Below are 15598 nucleotides of genomic sequence, written 5' to 3' on the forward strand. Positions count from 1 at the left end.
TTATCATGTGAATATATCGAGATTAGCAATATCAGCCACTTAGCATTTTCGCCGTGCATAGCTCACAAATATGGCAGCCGTATGAAATTTGAACATTGATCTTCCCGCCATTTAGCGCTATCTCTTAAAGGTGGCTGTATTTCGTGCGGCCATTGTTTTCTTTCCACCAAAGTAACAATGAGGGAAACGAGGCATGAAGAGACAGAAAAGAGATCGTTTGGAACGGGCTGAATCACGTGGTTACCAAGCAGGTATTGCTGGGCGTTCAAGGGAACTTTGTCCCTACCAATCTTTAGACGCCCGGGCTAACTGGCTGGGAGGTTGGCGACAAGCCATGGAGGACAGGGCTGTGACCGCTTAAGCGGCTCTCTGTCATGAATTAAGGAACGACCTCCGCCAAACAAGCGGAGGTTTTTTGTGCACAATAAACGGCGACCGAGAATGGCCGCCGCAGTAGGGCATTAGAACGCCGCGGCGTCCTTGAACAGGCCTACTTTCAGATCGCTGGCAGTATAGATAACTTTACCATCGCACAGCACTTCACCATCGGCAACGCCCATTATCAGCTTGCGGATGATCACGCGTTTGAAGTTGATGCGGTAGGTAACCTTCTTGGCTGTTGGCAACACCTGACCAGTGAACTTCACCTCGCCAACGCCCAACGCGCGGCCTTTGCCTTCGCCGCCCATCCAGCCGAGGTAGAACCCTACCAACTGCCACATGGCATCCAGACCCAGGCAGCCTGGCATCACCGGATCGCCAATAAAGTGGCAATCGAAGAACCACAGGTCCGGATTGATATCGAGCTCAGCTTCTACGTAGCCTTTATTGTGGCTACCACCGTCTTCGGTCATTTTGACCACGCGGTCCATCATTAACATGTTACCTGATGGCAACGGAGGGCCACCGGCGCCAAACAGTTCGCCACGGCCCGATGCTTCGAGATCTTGTTTTGTATAGGATTCGCGTTTATCTACCATGTTCTCAGTAAACCTTTTTTTGATGAAGGACGCAGCTTAACTTACACGTGTACGCTGAACAAGTCCGATCAGCCACGGCTGAACCAGTTAAGCCAGCGCAATGGCCACGGCAACGGACGCCGTTCTGGCAACATGGCCTGCGCAATCCGCTCCTGGATGGCGGTCAGCAAGCTAGGCTGCTGCTCATCGGCGTACGGATAACCGGTCAATAACGGCAAGGCTTCCGCAACGCTATCCACCGCCCACAAATGGAATTGCCCTTCACGTACCGCTTCGACGACGTCTGGGCGCAGGCAAAGGTGCCGCACGTTGCTTGCTGGCAGGATCACGCCCTGTTTGCCCGTTAGGCCACGGCGCAGACAGACTTCGAAGAAACCTTCGATTTTTTCGTTTGCGCCGCCGATCGGTTGCACATTACCAAACTGGTCAACGGAACCGGTCACGGCGATCTGCTGGGTGATCGGCTGCTGTGACAATGCGCTGATCAAGGCGCAGAGTTCGGCCAGCGAGGCGCTGTCCCCGTCAACTTCGCCGTAGGATTGCTCAAAGACGATCGAGGCGGAGAAGGGGAGTTGCTGATCGAGATCCAGTTCGGAGATCAGGAACGCTTGCATGATCATCATTCCTTTGGCGTGCAGATTGCCTCCCAGCTCGGCTTTACGCTCCACATCGGTGAATTCGCCATCGCCCAGGTGGACCACACAGCTGATGCGTGAAGGTTCGCCAAAGCTGCGCGGATGCCCTGGATAATCCAGCACCGACAGGCCGTTAATCTGACCAATCACCTCACCTTCGGTTTCGATCATGATCTGGCCCAGCTCAATCTCGTCCTGCATGCGTTCTGCAAGATAGCTTTCACGCCATTCACGGGCATTCAGCGCCGCTTCTAACGCTTTAGCGGTGATCTGCTCCTCTTCGGCATACAGAGCGGCCTCAGAAAGCTGCTGGCTGACCCACAGTGGCGATAGCGGTAGGTTACCCTGGTCACCGGTATGGCGCACAGCCTGAACCATCAGAGGCTGCCAGGCGTCGGCTGCCAGCGGCGGTAATTGCTGCTCGGCGACCACGCTATTGATATAGCCACACCATTGCACCATATTGTCTGGCTCGGTGAGCTGCAGGTCGTCTTCATATTCACCGTAGACGGCCTGCCCGCAGACTTCCGGCTCCATATCGTGGAAATCAGCCAGGCCATGGCGATCTCCCACTACAATCAGGCGTAACTCCAGCGGCATTGGGGGGATGGAAAGCGGCAGTGGCCGGGTTTCATCTGGCGTCAACCACTGGAATTGGCGCTGGGTAATCATCTGCTTGAGACGCAGCCACAGTAGCGGCTGTGCCAATAGGGCACGCGCCGATAGGATCAGCACGCCGCCGTTAGCCTGATGGACCAGACCCGGCTGCAAGGTGATAGCACCATTGTGCATTCTGACACAGCCAAATAACTGTTCTGGCTCAACCCATTCCTGGTAAACGCAAGCACCGCCGGCGGCAAAAGGTTCATCGCCGTGAATGGCATCTTTAATGCTGATGATGTCGCCTTCAATCACATAGTGACTGCCTTTAACGGTATTACGCGGTTGCAACTCTTCTGCCGCTCGGGCGATCAACGCCAGATACTCACGTGTTTCCTGTGCTTTCAACAGCATAAAACGTGGCAGAGACAGCGGATGCAAAAACAGCGTCAGCGCATTCTCCAAACGGGGCTGGATTGCAGAAAAGGCCACGGGTGCCAATTGAGCAGCGGAATCGAAAATCGCCTGATAAGGCGTAGCAGCAGGCAACAGAGATTGCCATTCAAGTCGGTTATTGGTCAAAGTGTTAGATGCAATCGTCAAAAAGGGAAAGCGCGATTATACAAGAATAACGCCAGCTTGATAGATCCAGAGTCATTGTTGAGCATTGGAGTTTGACATAGCCCGATCTTTGTGCAAAAAACAGTCAAAAACGGCAGGTAATTGGCGAGGAAAAGTTGGCTAAAGCTGTTATGATTATTAAAGTTACACGGTCACAGCAGAGTTCACGATGAAATATCAGCAACTGGAAAATCTGGAGAGCGGTTGGAAATGGAAGTACCTGGTCAAAAAGCACCGGGAAGGTGAGGCCATCACCCGCTACATTGAAAACAGCCTTGCTCAGGAGGTCATTGACGAACTGCTGAAGCTGGAAAATGAACCGGTAAAAGTGCTGGCGTGGGTCGATGAGCATATGAATCCGACGTTGGATAACCGGATGAAGCAAACCATACGCGCCCGGCGTAAGCGTCATTTTAACTCAGAACATCAGCATACGCGCAAGAAATCGATCGATCTGGAGTTCCTGGTCTGGCAACGTTTGGCTGCGCTGGCGCATCGCCGTGGCGTCACTCTGTCGGAAACCGTCGTGCAACTGATCGAAGATGCCGAGCGCAAAGAGAAGTATGCCACCCAGATGTCGTCGCTGAAACAGGATCTACAGGCGATCCTGGGTAAGAATGATAAATAGCTTACCGAATGTTTAGGTCGAAAAAAAACCCCGCAATGCGGGGTTTTTTACTAAGAAGCGCTTACTTAGCCCTGAGGCTGAGAAACAACTTCTTTGATACCTTTAACTTCGATCTCTACGCGACGATCTGGAGCCAGACATGCGATCTGAGCTGCAGTTGCGCGGCCTGAACGGTAGCCACAGGTGTCACCAGTGATTGGGTTAGCTTCGCCCATGCCACGTGCAGAAATCTTGTCTGAAGGGATACCTTTAGACACGAGGTAATCTACAACGCTTTGTGCGCGGCGCTCAGACAGACGTTGGTTAGATTCAGCTGAACCTACTGCGTCGGTGAAGCCCAGAACTACAACAGAACCGTCTTTCGGATCCAGTGAGCTCAGTTGGGTGTACAGCTGATCCAGAGCTTGTTGGCCTTCTGGTTTCAGGGTTGCTTTACCGAATGAGAACAGAACGTCAGAAGTCAGAGTGAACTTCTTGGTCTCAACAACTGGAGCTGGTGCCGGAGCTGGAGCAACGACTGGAGCTGCGTCTTCCTGACCAAAGCGGTAGGAAACACCTACGCTCAGCATGCCGTTGTCTGGACGTGCGCCAACGGTACCTGCGTCACCGATGTTGTTAACCCACTGGTAGTCCAGGCGGGTAGCCCAGTCACGAGTCAGTGCGTATTCAACACCCACTGCTGCCAATGGAGAAACGCCAGTGTCATGGTTGCCACCGTTAGAGCCAGCACCATCACTGTCTGCACGCCATACCATGCCGCCCAGACGGGTGTAGATGTCCAGATCGTCAACGATTGGGTAGCTCAGTTTAGCTGCCAGTTGAACGCCTTGAGCTTTGAAAGAACCGGTGTTAGCGCCGGTATATTTCATACGACCTAACCAGTCGTAGCCCATTTCGAAGCCCAGGTATTGGTTTGCCTGATAGCCAACGAACGCACCAGCACCAAGCTGGTCTTTGCGTGCGTCGTTATCAACGGTGTAACCGTTACCGTAGAAACCGGTGTCATGGAACTGGGACCAACCCAGTTTAGCACCAGTGTACCAAGTGTCGTCTTTTGGTGCGGCTTGCGCTACTGTAGCGAAACCTGCCAGTGCCACTGCTAATGCGATAGCTGTCTTTTTCATTTTGCGCCTCGTTATCATCCAAATAGGCAATGAGCTTTAAAGCTGCTTTAAGCCCTTGGTTTAAATTCCTTCGCCAAGGTTTGAGCCCTCGTTTGTTACTCTGCCAGTTTTTCTGGCGTTATAGAGCAACCTTGGCGATGTAAAGTCTACAACGTGGCGCGAAAGTTACAAGTGTGATGTGATAAAGCTCTAAAAAAAAACATGGAATTAGACATATCCTCTAACATATCGGGGGGGTAAACGAGGTATTTTCTTTCCATGGAAAATGGCGCTGAACCGCAGCCAACCTCGCTTTTCGCTTGATCCCTCTGGAGTTGCCAGACCAACCGATAAAATTGATGGGAAAAGTCCTAAATTTACTTAATGATACAAAGGAGAGTGAATTTTTAAGGTTGAACAGTGTCTGTCGGCAGCAACGATGTCACGTTGTGGCCGCATAATGAACCCATAGGCATTGCCTAACTCAGCCGCTCGACTTAGCCTTAAACGATCCTCTTGCGTCAATTCTGGTAACCAGCCTAGTACTACACTGTAATTTCCTGTCAGTAAAGCCTTCTCCATGGCGTCTACGGTAGCCAGTGGATTGATCTGATTAAGCTGTATGACCTTATCAACCGGTAGCTTGGCCTGTTGCAGCCAGGTTTTGCTCAGTTTCTGCTGCGGGGTCAACCACAGTAACCAACGTGATTGCCTGCCCAACTGCTGTAACAGAGGCACCAATAACTGGGCTACGGCGGGTTGCCGCTCATTGTAAACAAGCTCACTGATTAGGCCATTTTCGTTGCCCTCTTGCGCAGGGATCATTGCTTGCTCCGCAGGCATTGAGGATTGGCTAAAATGAGGTTGATAAAGTGATTGAGTACGCATGTCGTCTCCCGCCCGTAGTGTTACTGTATGTATATACAGTATAGCCATCGAAACAGAAGATCAACCCAAATTTTCGTAACGCTTCGCATAATTGAGATTATCTTTTGTACGTCCTAAATTTATGATTGGCACGGCTGGGCATAATGCGTATTTTTTTTAATTAGTTGTTCCGGTTACGTTTATTTCAACCAAAAATGCCCGATGGCTGTGATTTATATAAGGAGATATAAATGAATGGAGGTTCGCTAATGAGGATCGAACAGGCAAAGGCCTGCTTTGCCGCCCTGGGAAATATTGCCATACGCTCGCAGTTTGGTGGCTATGGCCTGCTGGCTGACGGCACAATGTTTGCGGTCATTGCCGAAGGTGAGTTGTATTTACGTGCAACAGAAAGCCTGGAGACCGCGTTCCGTGAGCTTGGTATGGTGAATATGACCTATTTAAAGCGGGGGGTCCCTATGGTCATGCGCTATTACTGGGTAAATGACGGGCTGTGGCGGCGGCGTCGTGAACTGTGTGAGCTTGCCAGGCAGTCTCTCTGTGAGACGCGTAAAGAGATTAAGGTGAAAAAACGCTGTAATGGCAGATTGAAAGATTTACCGAATATAGATGCCTCATTAGAGCGGCAGTTGTGGCGAGCAGGCATATGCAATATTTATGATTTTCGCCTGTTGGGTGCCAGAGATAGCTATCTGAAACTGCTGCAACAGCAAAAAAATCTGGGCATGAAAGTGCTGATATCACTGGCGGGTGCCATGGCGGGCTATCATCATGCCGCTCTACCGAACCTTCAAAGGGAAGCGTTGGCTGAATGGTTCGAAAACAACGCGCTACTTCCCTGTTTTGAGGGGCGGTCGGAAGACCGCGCCTGCGGCCCACCCCCTTAAACTATCAACCCGCTTTGGCAATTTGTGTGTTAAGTGCCGTCAGCTCTGGTAGCAACTCGAGCACCAGACCAATTTGCTGCAACACCAGCTGTTCTTTACTTTCCGGCTCCGGAACTAGCGCAGTAATACGCTCGGAGAGGGCCTCCAGTGCCTGCGTGAAACGTTGATAGTCATGAGCGTCGTGGTGTAATGCGTCATCAACATAGCAAACCGCATCGTTGAGCAAGTCAAGCACGGCAGCATTTTCCAGGCGCTCACGGTGGGCACCCAGAGCGGAAATATAACTCAGCAAGGTATGGTTAAGGCACAGCAGGCGGAATGCCGCTTCCTGAATGGTTTTATCAGCCTTGGGGTCGACAGACATGTTAGAGATCACCGACGCCAATTCGGCATCGCTATTGTGGGCATCGCGGCGGGCAATACGATAAGGCAGGCCGTTATCCTTGCCCTGATGGTACTGCACCATAATGGCATCCAGATAGCGGCAGTCGGCATTCAGTGTCTTACGCACCATGGCCGGTAACTGACGGAACTTCCAGTCCGGCCAGATAAAACTCACCGCTGCCCAGGCAATGGCACAACCCAGAAGGGTATCGTAGACGCGCGGGGCAGCCACTTCGAACCCTTCGCCCAACAGGTTAAAGCATAGCAAGACCAACAGGGTGATAAACATCGTGGCTTGGGCATATTGCACGGTTCGGAAGGCGAAGAACAACACTCCAGAGATAACGATCAGGATCAACTGCCCTTCCATTGAGGGCACAAAATACAGTATTGGCAGGCCGATCAAAATGCCTGCCAGAGTGCCGATGATCCGTAATGCCAGACGCCTGCGGGTGGCATTGTAATTGGGCTGGCAGACAAACAGGCTGGTCAGCAGGATCCAATAACCGTGCTGCATTCCGGTCAGTTGAATAAACGCATAGCCCGCGCACAACACAACGGACATACGGATGGCGTGGCGGAATAGGGCGGATTGTGGCGTCAGGTGGCGGCTGATACGCAAGCGAATATCGCTCCAACCAGTGAGTCGATCGTCTGACAGACTGTTTTCCTCGGTCTGGTCACTCGCCAAGGACTGTTCAGACTCGATATTGGCCAACTGGGCGTCAATCGCCCGTAAATTCTTCAGCAGGTGGGATAGCGCTCTGGTCAGCTCGCGATTTTCTGGGGTAACGGTAATCCGGGTTAGCGCCTCTTCCAGGCGCGAAAAAGCGGGTTCAAAACGCGGGTTATGCAGATATTTTTGCCGAAGTAGTATCGACTGTGCCAGTTGCTGACAGGCACGAGCCTGCTTGGTCAGCAGCCGCTGGAAGCGGAACAGAATATCGCTGTGGCGAAACTGTTGGCTTAGGGCCTGATACTGTACGTGAGAAGAACTGGCACGTTCATGGATATCCTGTGCAACAAAATAGTAGTGCAGCGTTCTGCGAGTGCCGCGTTGGCCGCGGTCGCCTTTCAAGCGGGTCAGCAGTGAAGTCTTGGTCAGATTTAGCGTGGTCACCAGCGTGCTGTTGGCCATTGCCACGTCCACCCACGGCAGATCGGCGTCCGATTCGGCATCCGGATCGAACAGGTTGGCCTTGGCATCCAGATAGTTGGCCAACTGTTCATAGCAGCGGGCCAGGTTTTCCTGCAGGGGCTTGATAGGAAATAGCAGATGACCGATCAGCGTCAGCAGGTTATACCAAACGGCACCGATAATCAGCAGGGCAGGTTGCTGGTACCAGGCGTCGTACATGGAGGTGCCAAGCATGGTGTAGACGGCGATCAGCAAGGCACCAAAGGCGATGGTGGCGTAACGCTGACCCAATGCTCCCAGCAGGATAAAGCCGCAGGTTGAGGTCGTTAGACCGACGGCAAACAGCCAAGGGTAAGGAAACAGGAGTTCAATTGATGCCGAGGCCACAAAAAAGCACACTAGCGTAATGAGCAGGTTACGCAACCTTCCTGCTAGCCGGTCGTCCAGATCCGTTAGCGCGGCAGCAACGACCCCCAGCGTTAACGGAATGGTCAGTTTAGGGATATCCAACCACCATGGCACCGCAGAAGCCCCGGCCAGAGCGATAAAAATACGCAGGTTATAAAGCAGGTTGCTGTTATAGGTATAACGCCGAATTTTGGGTGCAAAAGAGAGCACGACAAGCTCCTAAATGGGCGAAAAGTTAACGCGATTAAAATCGGCGGCGGGCGTTCTCGATCCGCGCCTGTTGGGCCACCTCAACGGGAACGACGCGGCGGCCGACTGGCCACAGGGCGATAGCGGCTATCTTGAAATTGGCAATGCCTACCGGAATACCAATAATAGTGATGCACTGGGCGATACCCGCAACAATATGTGACAGGCACAGCCACCAGCCGAACAGGATCAGCCAGACGATATTCAGCAAAGAACCGCCGGCAGCCAGCAGGGCATTGCTTTTCTCTGGGTATAATTCATCGATATGGATCGCTTCGTTGCCAAATGGCAGCAGGGATATTTTGGTAATTTCCCAGCAGGAGCGGGTCAATGGCAGGGTGAAAATCAGCACGACGCTGAAGAAGGTGGCAATCAACCAGCCAAGCGTGGTGAAAAAACCACCCAACACGAAATTAAGAACGTTCAATACAGTACGCATAGTCGTCATTCTGCTCTAATGATGGCCAAACGGCACGGGGAAGTATTCACAAGCTTAACGCAAAAACTATTCTACCCTTTTTTTAACGCTAGAGTGCCATTGCTTAACGCGGGTAAACTGATAGCAATTCTACCCTATGGATTTCAAGCAGCTTGAAAAACGACGGGTATATCTCAACATGATTATGGCGTGGGTATATGGAACTAAAGGCGACATCGCTGGGGAAGCACCTGGCACAGCATCCTTACAACCGCGTACGGTTATTGCATGCCGGCGTTGAGGTGAGCGGCGAAAAGCATGAATACCTTATTCCTTTCAACCAGTTGATCCAGGTGCGTTGTAAACGTGGGATCGTCTGGGGGGAGCTCGAGTTCGAACTGCCGGATGAAAAAGTCGTGCGCCTGCACGGTACCGAATGGCAGGAAACACAGCGCTTTTACCACTATCTGCAGCAGTCATGGCAGCAGTGGAGCAGCGAGATGAGTGAAGTGAGCGCCGAGGTACTGCAACAGCAGGTTGATCGTATCCGCCAAATCGAGCAACAGGACAAGTGGTTCAAGCGTGCTGAATTGAGCAATTTGCAGCAGCAGATCCGTCAGTCGTTTAGCGCATTGCCAATGCCGGTGGCACGGATGGATGAGTTTGAAAACTGCCGCGAAAGTTATCACTTGTGTCTGCAGTGGCTCAAGTCTGGTCTGCGCAGCGTGGCGCAACGCAATCAACGGTGGTGCGACCGGATGTTGGAAACCCATCAGGATTTCTTCCAGACCGTTGAAACTTCACCGTTGAATGAATCGCAAAGCAGGGCCGTGGTAAACGGCGAGGATGCCGTGCTGGTACTTGCGGGAGCTGGCAGTGGCAAAACCTCGGTGCTGGTAGCGCGAGCGGGCTGGTTACTGCTGCGTCAAGAGGCCGAACCTGAGCAGATCCTGTTGTTGGCATTCGGGCGTAAAGCCGCCGAAGAGATGAACGAACGTATTCAGGAACGCTTGGGCAGCGTGGCGATCCAAGCTAAAACGTTCCATGCGCTGGCGCTGCAGATTATCCAGCAGGGTAGCCGCAAGGCACCGGCGATCAGCAAGCTGGAAACCGATAGCAAAGCGCGCCGGGCGTTGCTGATCACCCACTGGCAAAAACAGTGCAGCGAGAAAAAGGCGCAGGCCAAAGGCTGGCGGCAATGGTTAACGGAAGAGCTGGAGTGGGAATTACCCGATGGCGACTTCTGGCATGACTTGCGTCTGGCGGAGCGTTTGAGCGGGCGCCTGGAGCGCTGGCTTGGCTTGATGCGCACCCACGGAAGTAGTCAGGCAGAAATGATAGAGCAGGCCGACGAAGAGATCCGCGATCTGTTCAGCAAACGCATTCGCCTGATGGCCCCGCTGCTGAAAGCCTGGAAAACCGCCTTGAAGGACGAAGGGGCAGTCGATTTTGCCGGGCTGATACATCAAGCCGTCAATCTGTTGGAAAAGGGGCGCTTTATTAGCCCGTGGAAGCATATTCTGGTGGATGAATTCCAGGATATCTCACCGCAGCGTGCGCAGTTGCTGGCGGCACTGCGTAAGCAGAACAAGCAGACCAGCCTGTTTGCCGTTGGTGATGATTGGCAGGCTATTTACCGTTTCAGTGGGGCAGAGCTGTCGCTGACCACTGCTTTTGCCGAGAATTTTGGCGCAGGCGATCAGTGTGCGCTTGATACTACCTACCGCTTTAACGATCGGATCGGTGAAGTGGCCAACGGTTTTGTGCAGCAGAACCCGCATCAGTTGAAAAAGCCGCTCAATAGCTTGACCAAGGGCAACAAGAAGTCGGTGGTTATCCTGCCGCAGGAACAGTTGGAGGCGTTGTTGGACAAGCTGAGTGGCTATGCGAAGCCGCAGGAACGTATCCTGGTGCTGGCGCGCTACCATCATCTCAAGCCGGAGGTGCTGCAAAAGGCGGCAACGCGTTGGCCAAAGCTGAACATCGAGTTTATGACGATCCATGCCAGCAAAGGCCAACAGGCAGACTACGTGATCATTGCTGGGCTGTATGAAGGCAAGGATGGATTCCCGGCGGAAGTCCGTGAATCCGTACTCGAAGAGGTGTTGTTGCCTCAGCCAGAGGATTTCCCGGATGCGGAGGAGCGGCGTTTGCTCTATGTCGCCCTCACTCGGGCCAGGCATCAGGTTTGGTTATTACAAGATCGTGAACGGCCGTCGGTATTTATCGAGCAGTTGCAAGAGATTGGCGTGCCGTCGCAGAGAAAGCCGTAAATCACAGGCCTGGCACTACACCAGGCCTTGGGCATTATTTCAAGCGTTCGGCAAGGTACTTTTCGTAATCAGGAATAGCAATCACCACTTCGCTCTTGAACAGCGATGAGTCGATCAGGAAATCGGCGGTGGAGCGGTTGGTCGCTACTGGGATGTTCCAGACCGTGGCTAGGCGCAGCAAGGCTTTGACATCGGGATCGTGGGGTACGGCGTTTAGCGGATCCCAGAAGAAGATCAGCATATCAATCTTGCCTTCGGCGATCAGTGCACCCACTTGCTGATCGCCGCCCATTGGGCCACTCAGCATGCTCTGCACCGGAATACCGCTGGCCCGCTGGATCAAATTGCCGGTGGTACCCGTGGCATACAGCTGATGCTGGGCAAGTATCTCTTTATTGTCTTCAACCCATTTCAGCAAGGCCTGCTTGCGGTGGTCGTGAGCAACGAGCGCAATATGCTTGCGTGCTGCGATGGTGCGGGTGGTTTGTTCCATGTCGCTATCCTTGGAAAATCGAATGATTCGCCACAGATTACTGAAACTGTATTTCACTGCCTAGTCTTAACGCGGGAAATTGCGAACAAAACACGCCTTTACGGGATAAAAGCGTGGTTGGCAGTATTTAACGGTTGCGGGATTGGCCAGCCCAGGCGATAAACCGTTTTTGCGTCTTGTGATCGGTGTACAGGAACCCGTATTGCAGCATTTTCTCGGTAACGTTGTCACCGCTCAGGGGGTAACCGTTGGGCTACCCGGCGCCGCTGCGATTACACTGGCACGCAGATGTGCTAACGCCGGGACGGAGGCCTGGTGATTTTGAACGTTATAATCGGCAACGATCTTTTCCAGGTTATGCTCATTGGGTGAAGTTGCTAGCGGTAATACATCGTGTTTGATCGCCAACGGCTTACCGTGGTTACCCAGAATTTTATAATTCGGTGCTTTATCAAACCGCTGGGCATCCTGCTCATTCTCGATACGCGGTAGCTCAATGGTAACGGCGCTGACGTTTTGACTGTTAAACACCACAATCTGTACGGATGAAGTGTAAAGTACCTGAGAGCGTTGTTCTTTAGGTATGGATTTGGTGACTTTGAACAGCAGTTGATGCTGCCCGTCATTCAATTCCAGACTATCGGCCCCTTTTAACAACGAGCCCGTCATTTGCTTGCCGTCGACCACCATAAGCTCGATGTCCGGGGAAAGCTTCAGGGTCGTAGCTGCGGCCGAAACGCTCAGCGATATTCCAAGCAGCCCCGCAACCACCAGACCAAATTTCATCGTTACTTCCTTTTCGTGGAACAGGATGACTAGTGTTGGATACGCCACTAGTTATGTCAAATCTTTTCAAAACGTCGTTTAATTTACATTTATACATACTTGGATAATATTTGAAATAATGCGCTGGACCAAACCAGCCTGCGAACAGTATAGCCGCGAACTGATAACAAGTTTTAACCGATATTGGCGTTTCGGTTACACTGATGAAAGGGCATTTCTGGCAAAATATCAGGAGCAAAAAATGCAAGACCTAGCAATTGCAGAGGTATTGAAACAAGTCAAGACCATTGCGCTGGTGGGCGCCAGTGATAAACCGGCTCGAGCCAGCTATGGCGTCATGGCTTATTTATTGGCGCAAGGCTATCAGGTCATTCCGGTGAGCCCGAAGCTGGCCGGGCAGACGCTGCTTGGGCAGGAGGTTTATGCCACATTGGAGGCTATTCCTCACCCTGTTGATATGGTGGATGTGTTCCGTAACTCGGAGGCGGCCTACGGGGTGGCGCAGGAGGCCATTGCGATAGGTGCCAAGGTGCTGTGGTTACAAATCGGGGTGATCAACGAACAGGCGGAAGCATTGGCCAAACAGGCCGGGTTAACGGTGATTATGGATCGTTGCCCGAAGATTGAGATCCCGCGCCTGGGGCTGGCAAGCTGATTGAGCGAAAACGCCAGGGTTGGCCCTGGCGTTTTGATAGACTTAAACCCGTTATGCTAAGTGGGGCGCTACACGCCGCGCCCGCTCGGTGTTGGTTTCTCAGGCTTGACGCTTAGTTACGCAGCCGGGGGGCCTGCAACTGGCTGCGAATGGATTCTGCCAGCTCATCCAGAGAAGGCTGTTCTGGGTGCGCATCCTGTGCTTCCCCCGCCAATTGCGCTTCGGCCAGATAAGTGTGAACCGGCTGGCCTTCATCGTCTTCCATCACCACGTGATACCACGGGGCGAGGCGCAACTCGTCGTTGGCTGCAATCTCGTCTGCTTTTGGGTGCTCCAGAGAGTATTCTGGATCGACATCAATCACCACCCCCAAATACCCCAGCAGCCGGTGACGAACCTGCTGACCGATACCGAATTTGCTGGCTATCATATGACCTCCTGAGAAACAGTGCATTGAACTCTATATGAGGACAAAAACAGCGCATTTCAAGTTACATCACCCGGCAGGCAAACCCTTTCAGATACAGGCCTTCAGGGTAAGTCGCAATCACCGGGTGATCGGCAGCCTGTCGGAACTGCTCTATAAATTGTACATCACGCCCGGCATCTATAGCAGCATCGGCCAAAATTTTCTGGAACAGATCGGTCGGCATCAGGCCAGAGCAGGAGAAGCTGAGCAGAATACCGCCTGGGTTCAGCAACTGGAAGGCTAACATATTGATGTCTTTATAACCGCGACAGGCGCTGGCCAACTGATTTTTGTTTTCGACAAACTTCGGTGGATCCATGATGATCAGATCGAATTTCTCACCCTGCGTGCGGTAGTTGCGCAGCAGTTGGAATACGTCATCACGCACAAACTCGGCCTTGCTCAAATCCAGCTGGTTCAGCTCGACGTTCTGCTTGGCGATGTCCAGCGCGGCCTGCGATGTATCTACGCTAATGACCTGTTCACACCCACCCATCAAGGCAGACACCGCGAAAGCACCGGTGTACGAGAAGCAGTTGAGCACGCGACAGCCTGCGGAATAGTTACGCGCTGCCAGGCGGCTGTCACGCTGATCGAGATAAAAACCGGTCTTGTGGCCCTGTTGAATGTCCACCAGCAGTTTCATACCATGCTCGGTGATCGGTAGCAGGGCCGGAGGAAGATCGCCCAGCACCGGGCCTTGGGTGAGCGGTAAACCCTCTTTTTTACGTACGGCAACGTCTGAACGATCGTAGATCGCGCAATCTGGATAGCAGTGCTGGAGAGCAGAAAGCAGCGGGGCGCGCTGATATTCGGCACCGGCGGAAAGTAACTGTAAAACCAGGAAGTTCTGGAAGCGATCGATGGTGATCCCCGGCATACCGTCAGACTCACCGGCGATCAGGCGATAACCGTCCAGCCCATCACGTTTTGCGACCCAATCACGCCAGCTTTGTGCCTGCTGCAATCGGCTGATAAAGAAAGCGATATCAATTTCTTCATCCTGCTTGAAGGTCCAGACGCGTGCGCGAATTTGCGATTCTGGTGAATAGGCACCGCGTGCCAGCCATTTACCGTGGCTGTCATGGATATCGACGGTTTCGCCGGACTGGGCTTTACCTTCGACACGGAGAACAGCGCCAGAGAAAATCCACGGATGGCGACGGAGTAAGGACTTTTCACGTCCTTTTGCAAGGATCAAGCGTGCGGTCATAATTAAGTATGCTGCCAGATAGAGAAAAAAGAGTGACACACTCTGGGCATCAGCGCAGAGAATGCCTGTAATGAAATCGATCAGGAGCCGATTATGACACAAGTTTGTATTACCGCGTATGTCTATGGTGTGGTGCAAGGGGTCGGGTTTCGCTATAACACCCAACGCCAGGCTATGGTTTTGGGGTTAACCGGCTATGCTCGTAATCTGGATGATGGCAGCGTGGAAGTGCTGGCCTGTGGCGAACAACAGGCGGTTGACCAACTGATGGCGTGGCTGAAAAGCGGCGGCCCACGCAGCGCCCGCGTTGACCGCGTGCTGGTGGAACCGCGTGGAGTTGCCGAGTATAAGGGCTTTAGTATTCGCTATTAAACAGGGGCTAGATACACTTCACCGGCTTTGGCAACCCTGCGATCTTGGTCGCCTGTTTGGCCGGGCCTTTCGGGAACAGGCGATACAGGTAGCGGCTGCTGCCTTTCTCTTCGCCATATTTTTGCGCCATCGCCTTTACCAGCATGCGAATAGCCGGTGAGGTATTAAATTCCTGATAGAAGCTACGCACAAAGCGTACGACTTCCCAATGCGCTTCGCTCAGTTCAATCTCTTCCTGTGCCGCTAACAGCGGGGCCAGCCCTTCGTGCCAGTCGGCGCTGTTTTTCAGATAGCCCTGGGCGTCAGTTTCAATCGTCTGACCTTCAAACTCCAACATACAGCCTCGGTAATCGGTAATTCATTGCGGGCCACAGTCTAGCAAACTTTTGCCCTGGCAA

The 15598-nt window shown here is 52.7% G+C and carries 16 protein-coding genes and 1 pseudogene; 6 read left to right on the forward strand and 11 right to left on the reverse strand.

The features are described 5' to 3' along the window. Positions 1–193: 193 nt before the first annotated feature. A complete protein-coding gene (gene rmf, locus KAJ71_RS15885) occupies positions 194–361 on the forward strand; it encodes a ribosome modulation factor (protein WP_071784464.1) in 168 nt (55 codons plus the stop codon). A gap of 100 nt (positions 362–461) precedes the next feature. Here rmf and fabA read toward each other — a convergent pair whose 3' ends face one another. Together fabA and KAJ71_RS15895 are read right to left on the reverse strand one after the other, a co-directional pair. Then, positions 462–980, reverse strand: a complete 519-nt coding sequence (gene fabA, locus KAJ71_RS15890) for a bifunctional 3-hydroxydecanoyl-ACP dehydratase/trans-2-decenoyl-ACP isomerase (RefSeq protein ID WP_024485665.1) — start codon at positions 978–980, stop codon at positions 462–464. Between the two features lie 68 nt (positions 981–1048). After that, positions 1049–2797, reverse strand: coding sequence for an AAA family ATPase (locus KAJ71_RS15895; protein ID WP_248946626.1), 1749 nt, complete (start codon positions 2795–2797; stop codon positions 1049–1051). Positions 2798–3005: 208 nt separating this feature from the next. Here KAJ71_RS15895 and matP point away from each other — a divergent pair, with 208 nt between their 5' ends. Then, the gene (gene matP, locus KAJ71_RS15900) at positions 3006–3464 is read left to right on the forward strand and encodes a macrodomain Ter protein MatP (protein ID WP_248946627.1); all 459 of its coding nucleotides are present in this window, start codon (positions 3006–3008) and stop codon (positions 3462–3464) included. A 65-nt stretch (positions 3465–3529) separates the two neighbouring features. On the opposite strand, the gene ompA is transcribed toward matP, so the two are convergent. Together ompA and sulA are read right to left on the reverse strand one after the other, a co-directional pair. After that, the gene (ompA, locus tag KAJ71_RS15905; RefSeq protein ID WP_248946628.1) at positions 3530–4588 is read right to left on the reverse strand and encodes a porin OmpA; all 1059 of its coding nucleotides are present in this window, start codon (positions 4586–4588) and stop codon (positions 3530–3532) included. A 360-nt stretch (positions 4589–4948) separates the two neighbouring features. Next, positions 4949–5455 (reverse strand): SOS-induced cell division inhibitor SulA, encoded by a 507-nt coding sequence (gene sulA, locus KAJ71_RS15910; protein ID WP_283106796.1) that lies wholly within the window; start codon positions 5453–5455, stop codon positions 4949–4951. A gap of 230 nt (positions 5456–5685) precedes the next feature. Between sulA and KAJ71_RS15915 the strand changes: the two genes are divergently transcribed. Continuing rightward, positions 5686–6342 carry a TfoX/Sxy family DNA transformation protein gene (locus KAJ71_RS15915; protein ID WP_248946629.1) on the forward strand — a complete coding sequence of 219 codons (657 nt, stop codon included), beginning with the start codon at positions 5686–5688 and terminating at the stop codon, positions 6340–6342. 4 nt (positions 6343–6346) lie between these two features. Here the strand turns inward: KAJ71_RS15915 and yccS are convergent, their stop codons facing one another. Together yccS and KAJ71_RS15925 are read right to left on the reverse strand one after the other, a co-directional pair. After that, entirely contained in the window at positions 6347–8482 is a 2136-nt protein-coding gene (gene yccS / locus KAJ71_RS15920; protein WP_248946630.1) for a YccS family putative transporter, read from the reverse strand. A gap of 34 nt (positions 8483–8516) precedes the next feature. Then, positions 8517–8960 carry a YccF domain-containing protein gene (locus KAJ71_RS15925; RefSeq protein ID WP_248946631.1) on the reverse strand — a complete coding sequence of 148 codons (444 nt, stop codon included), beginning with the start codon at positions 8958–8960 and terminating at the stop codon, positions 8517–8519. Between the two features lie 197 nt (positions 8961–9157). Here KAJ71_RS15925 and helD point away from each other — a divergent pair, with 197 nt between their 5' ends. Beyond that, a complete protein-coding gene (gene helD, locus KAJ71_RS15930; protein WP_248946632.1) occupies positions 9158–11212 on the forward strand; it encodes a DNA helicase IV in 2055 nt (684 codons plus the stop codon). Positions 11213–11246: 34 nt separating this feature from the next. On the opposite strand, the gene KAJ71_RS15935 is transcribed toward helD, so the two are convergent. After that, the gene (locus KAJ71_RS15935; protein WP_248946633.1) at positions 11247–11705 is read right to left on the reverse strand and encodes a methylglyoxal synthase; all 459 of its coding nucleotides are present in this window, start codon (positions 11703–11705) and stop codon (positions 11247–11249) included. Positions 11706–11832: 127 nt separating this feature from the next. Then, positions 11833–12491, reverse strand: a pseudogene (locus KAJ71_RS15940) (DUF2057 family protein). 241 nt (positions 12492–12732) lie between these two features. On the opposite strand from KAJ71_RS15940, the gene KAJ71_RS15945 reads away from it, so the two are divergent. Beyond that, a complete protein-coding gene (locus KAJ71_RS15945; RefSeq protein ID WP_248946634.1) occupies positions 12733–13146 on the forward strand; it encodes a CoA-binding protein in 414 nt (137 codons plus the stop codon). A 112-nt stretch (positions 13147–13258) separates the two neighbouring features. Here the strand turns inward: KAJ71_RS15945 and hspQ are convergent, their stop codons facing one another. Continuing rightward, a complete protein-coding gene (gene hspQ, locus KAJ71_RS15950; RefSeq protein ID WP_021182046.1) occupies positions 13259–13576 on the reverse strand; it encodes a heat shock protein HspQ in 318 nt (105 codons plus the stop codon). 61 nt (positions 13577–13637) lie between these two features. Further along, the gene (gene rlmI / locus KAJ71_RS15955) at positions 13638–14828 is read right to left on the reverse strand and encodes a 23S rRNA (cytosine(1962)-C(5))-methyltransferase RlmI (protein ID WP_248946635.1); all 1191 of its coding nucleotides are present in this window, start codon (positions 14826–14828) and stop codon (positions 13638–13640) included. A gap of 93 nt (positions 14829–14921) precedes the next feature. On the opposite strand from rlmI, the gene yccX reads away from it, so the two are divergent. Beyond that, on the forward strand, positions 14922–15200 hold the full coding sequence (yccX, locus tag KAJ71_RS15960; RefSeq protein WP_248946636.1) for an acylphosphatase: 279 nt from the start codon (positions 14922–14924) through the stop codon (positions 15198–15200). A gap of 7 nt (positions 15201–15207) precedes the next feature. Here the strand turns inward: yccX and tusE are convergent, their stop codons facing one another. Further along, the gene (gene tusE, locus KAJ71_RS15965) at positions 15208–15537 is read right to left on the reverse strand and encodes a sulfurtransferase TusE (RefSeq protein WP_024485653.1); all 330 of its coding nucleotides are present in this window, start codon (positions 15535–15537) and stop codon (positions 15208–15210) included. Positions 15538–15598 lie beyond the last annotated feature (61 nt).

This window comes from Serratia silvae, assembly GCF_023282985.1.
Lineage (GTDB): Bacteria > Pseudomonadota > Gammaproteobacteria > Enterobacterales > Enterobacteriaceae > Chania > Chania silvae.

Coding starts and splice junctions, on each gene's coding strand:
- rmf (WP_071784464.1), top strand. CDS start 194: ATGAAGAGACAGAAAAGAGATCGTTTGGAACGGGCTGAATCACGTGGT.
- fabA (WP_024485665.1), bottom strand. CDS start 980: ATGGTAGATAAACGCGAATCCTATACAAAACAAGATCTCGAAGCATCG.
- matP (WP_248946627.1), top strand. CDS start 3,006: ATGAAATATCAGCAACTGGAAAATCTGGAGAGCGGTTGGAAATGGAAG.
- ompA (WP_248946628.1), bottom strand. CDS start 4,588: ATGAAAAAGACAGCTATCGCATTAGCAGTGGCACTGGCAGGTTTCGCT.
- sulA (WP_283106796.1), bottom strand. CDS start 5,455: ATGCGTACTCAATCACTTTATCAACCTCATTTTAGCCAATCCTCAATG.
- KAJ71_RS15915 (WP_248946629.1), top strand. CDS start 5,686: ATGAATGGAGGTTCGCTAATGAGGATCGAACAGGCAAAGGCCTGCTTT.
- KAJ71_RS15925 (WP_248946631.1), bottom strand. CDS start 8,960: ATGCGTACTGTATTGAACGTTCTTAATTTCGTGTTGGGTGGTTTTTTC.
- helD (WP_248946632.1), top strand. CDS start 9,158: ATGGAACTAAAGGCGACATCGCTGGGGAAGCACCTGGCACAGCATCCT.
- KAJ71_RS15935 (WP_248946633.1), bottom strand. CDS start 11,705: ATGGAACAAACCACCCGCACCATCGCAGCACGCAAGCATATTGCGCTC.
- KAJ71_RS15945 (WP_248946634.1), top strand. CDS start 12,733: ATGCAAGACCTAGCAATTGCAGAGGTATTGAAACAAGTCAAGACCATT.
- hspQ (WP_021182046.1), bottom strand. CDS start 13,576: ATGATAGCCAGCAAATTCGGTATCGGTCAGCAGGTTCGTCACCGGCTG.
- rlmI (WP_248946635.1), bottom strand. CDS start 14,828: ATGACCGCACGCTTGATCCTTGCAAAAGGACGTGAAAAGTCCTTACTC.
- yccX (WP_248946636.1), top strand. CDS start 14,922: ATGACACAAGTTTGTATTACCGCGTATGTCTATGGTGTGGTGCAAGGG.
- tusE (WP_024485653.1), bottom strand. CDS start 15,537: ATGTTGGAGTTTGAAGGTCAGACGATTGAAACTGACGCCCAGGGCTAT.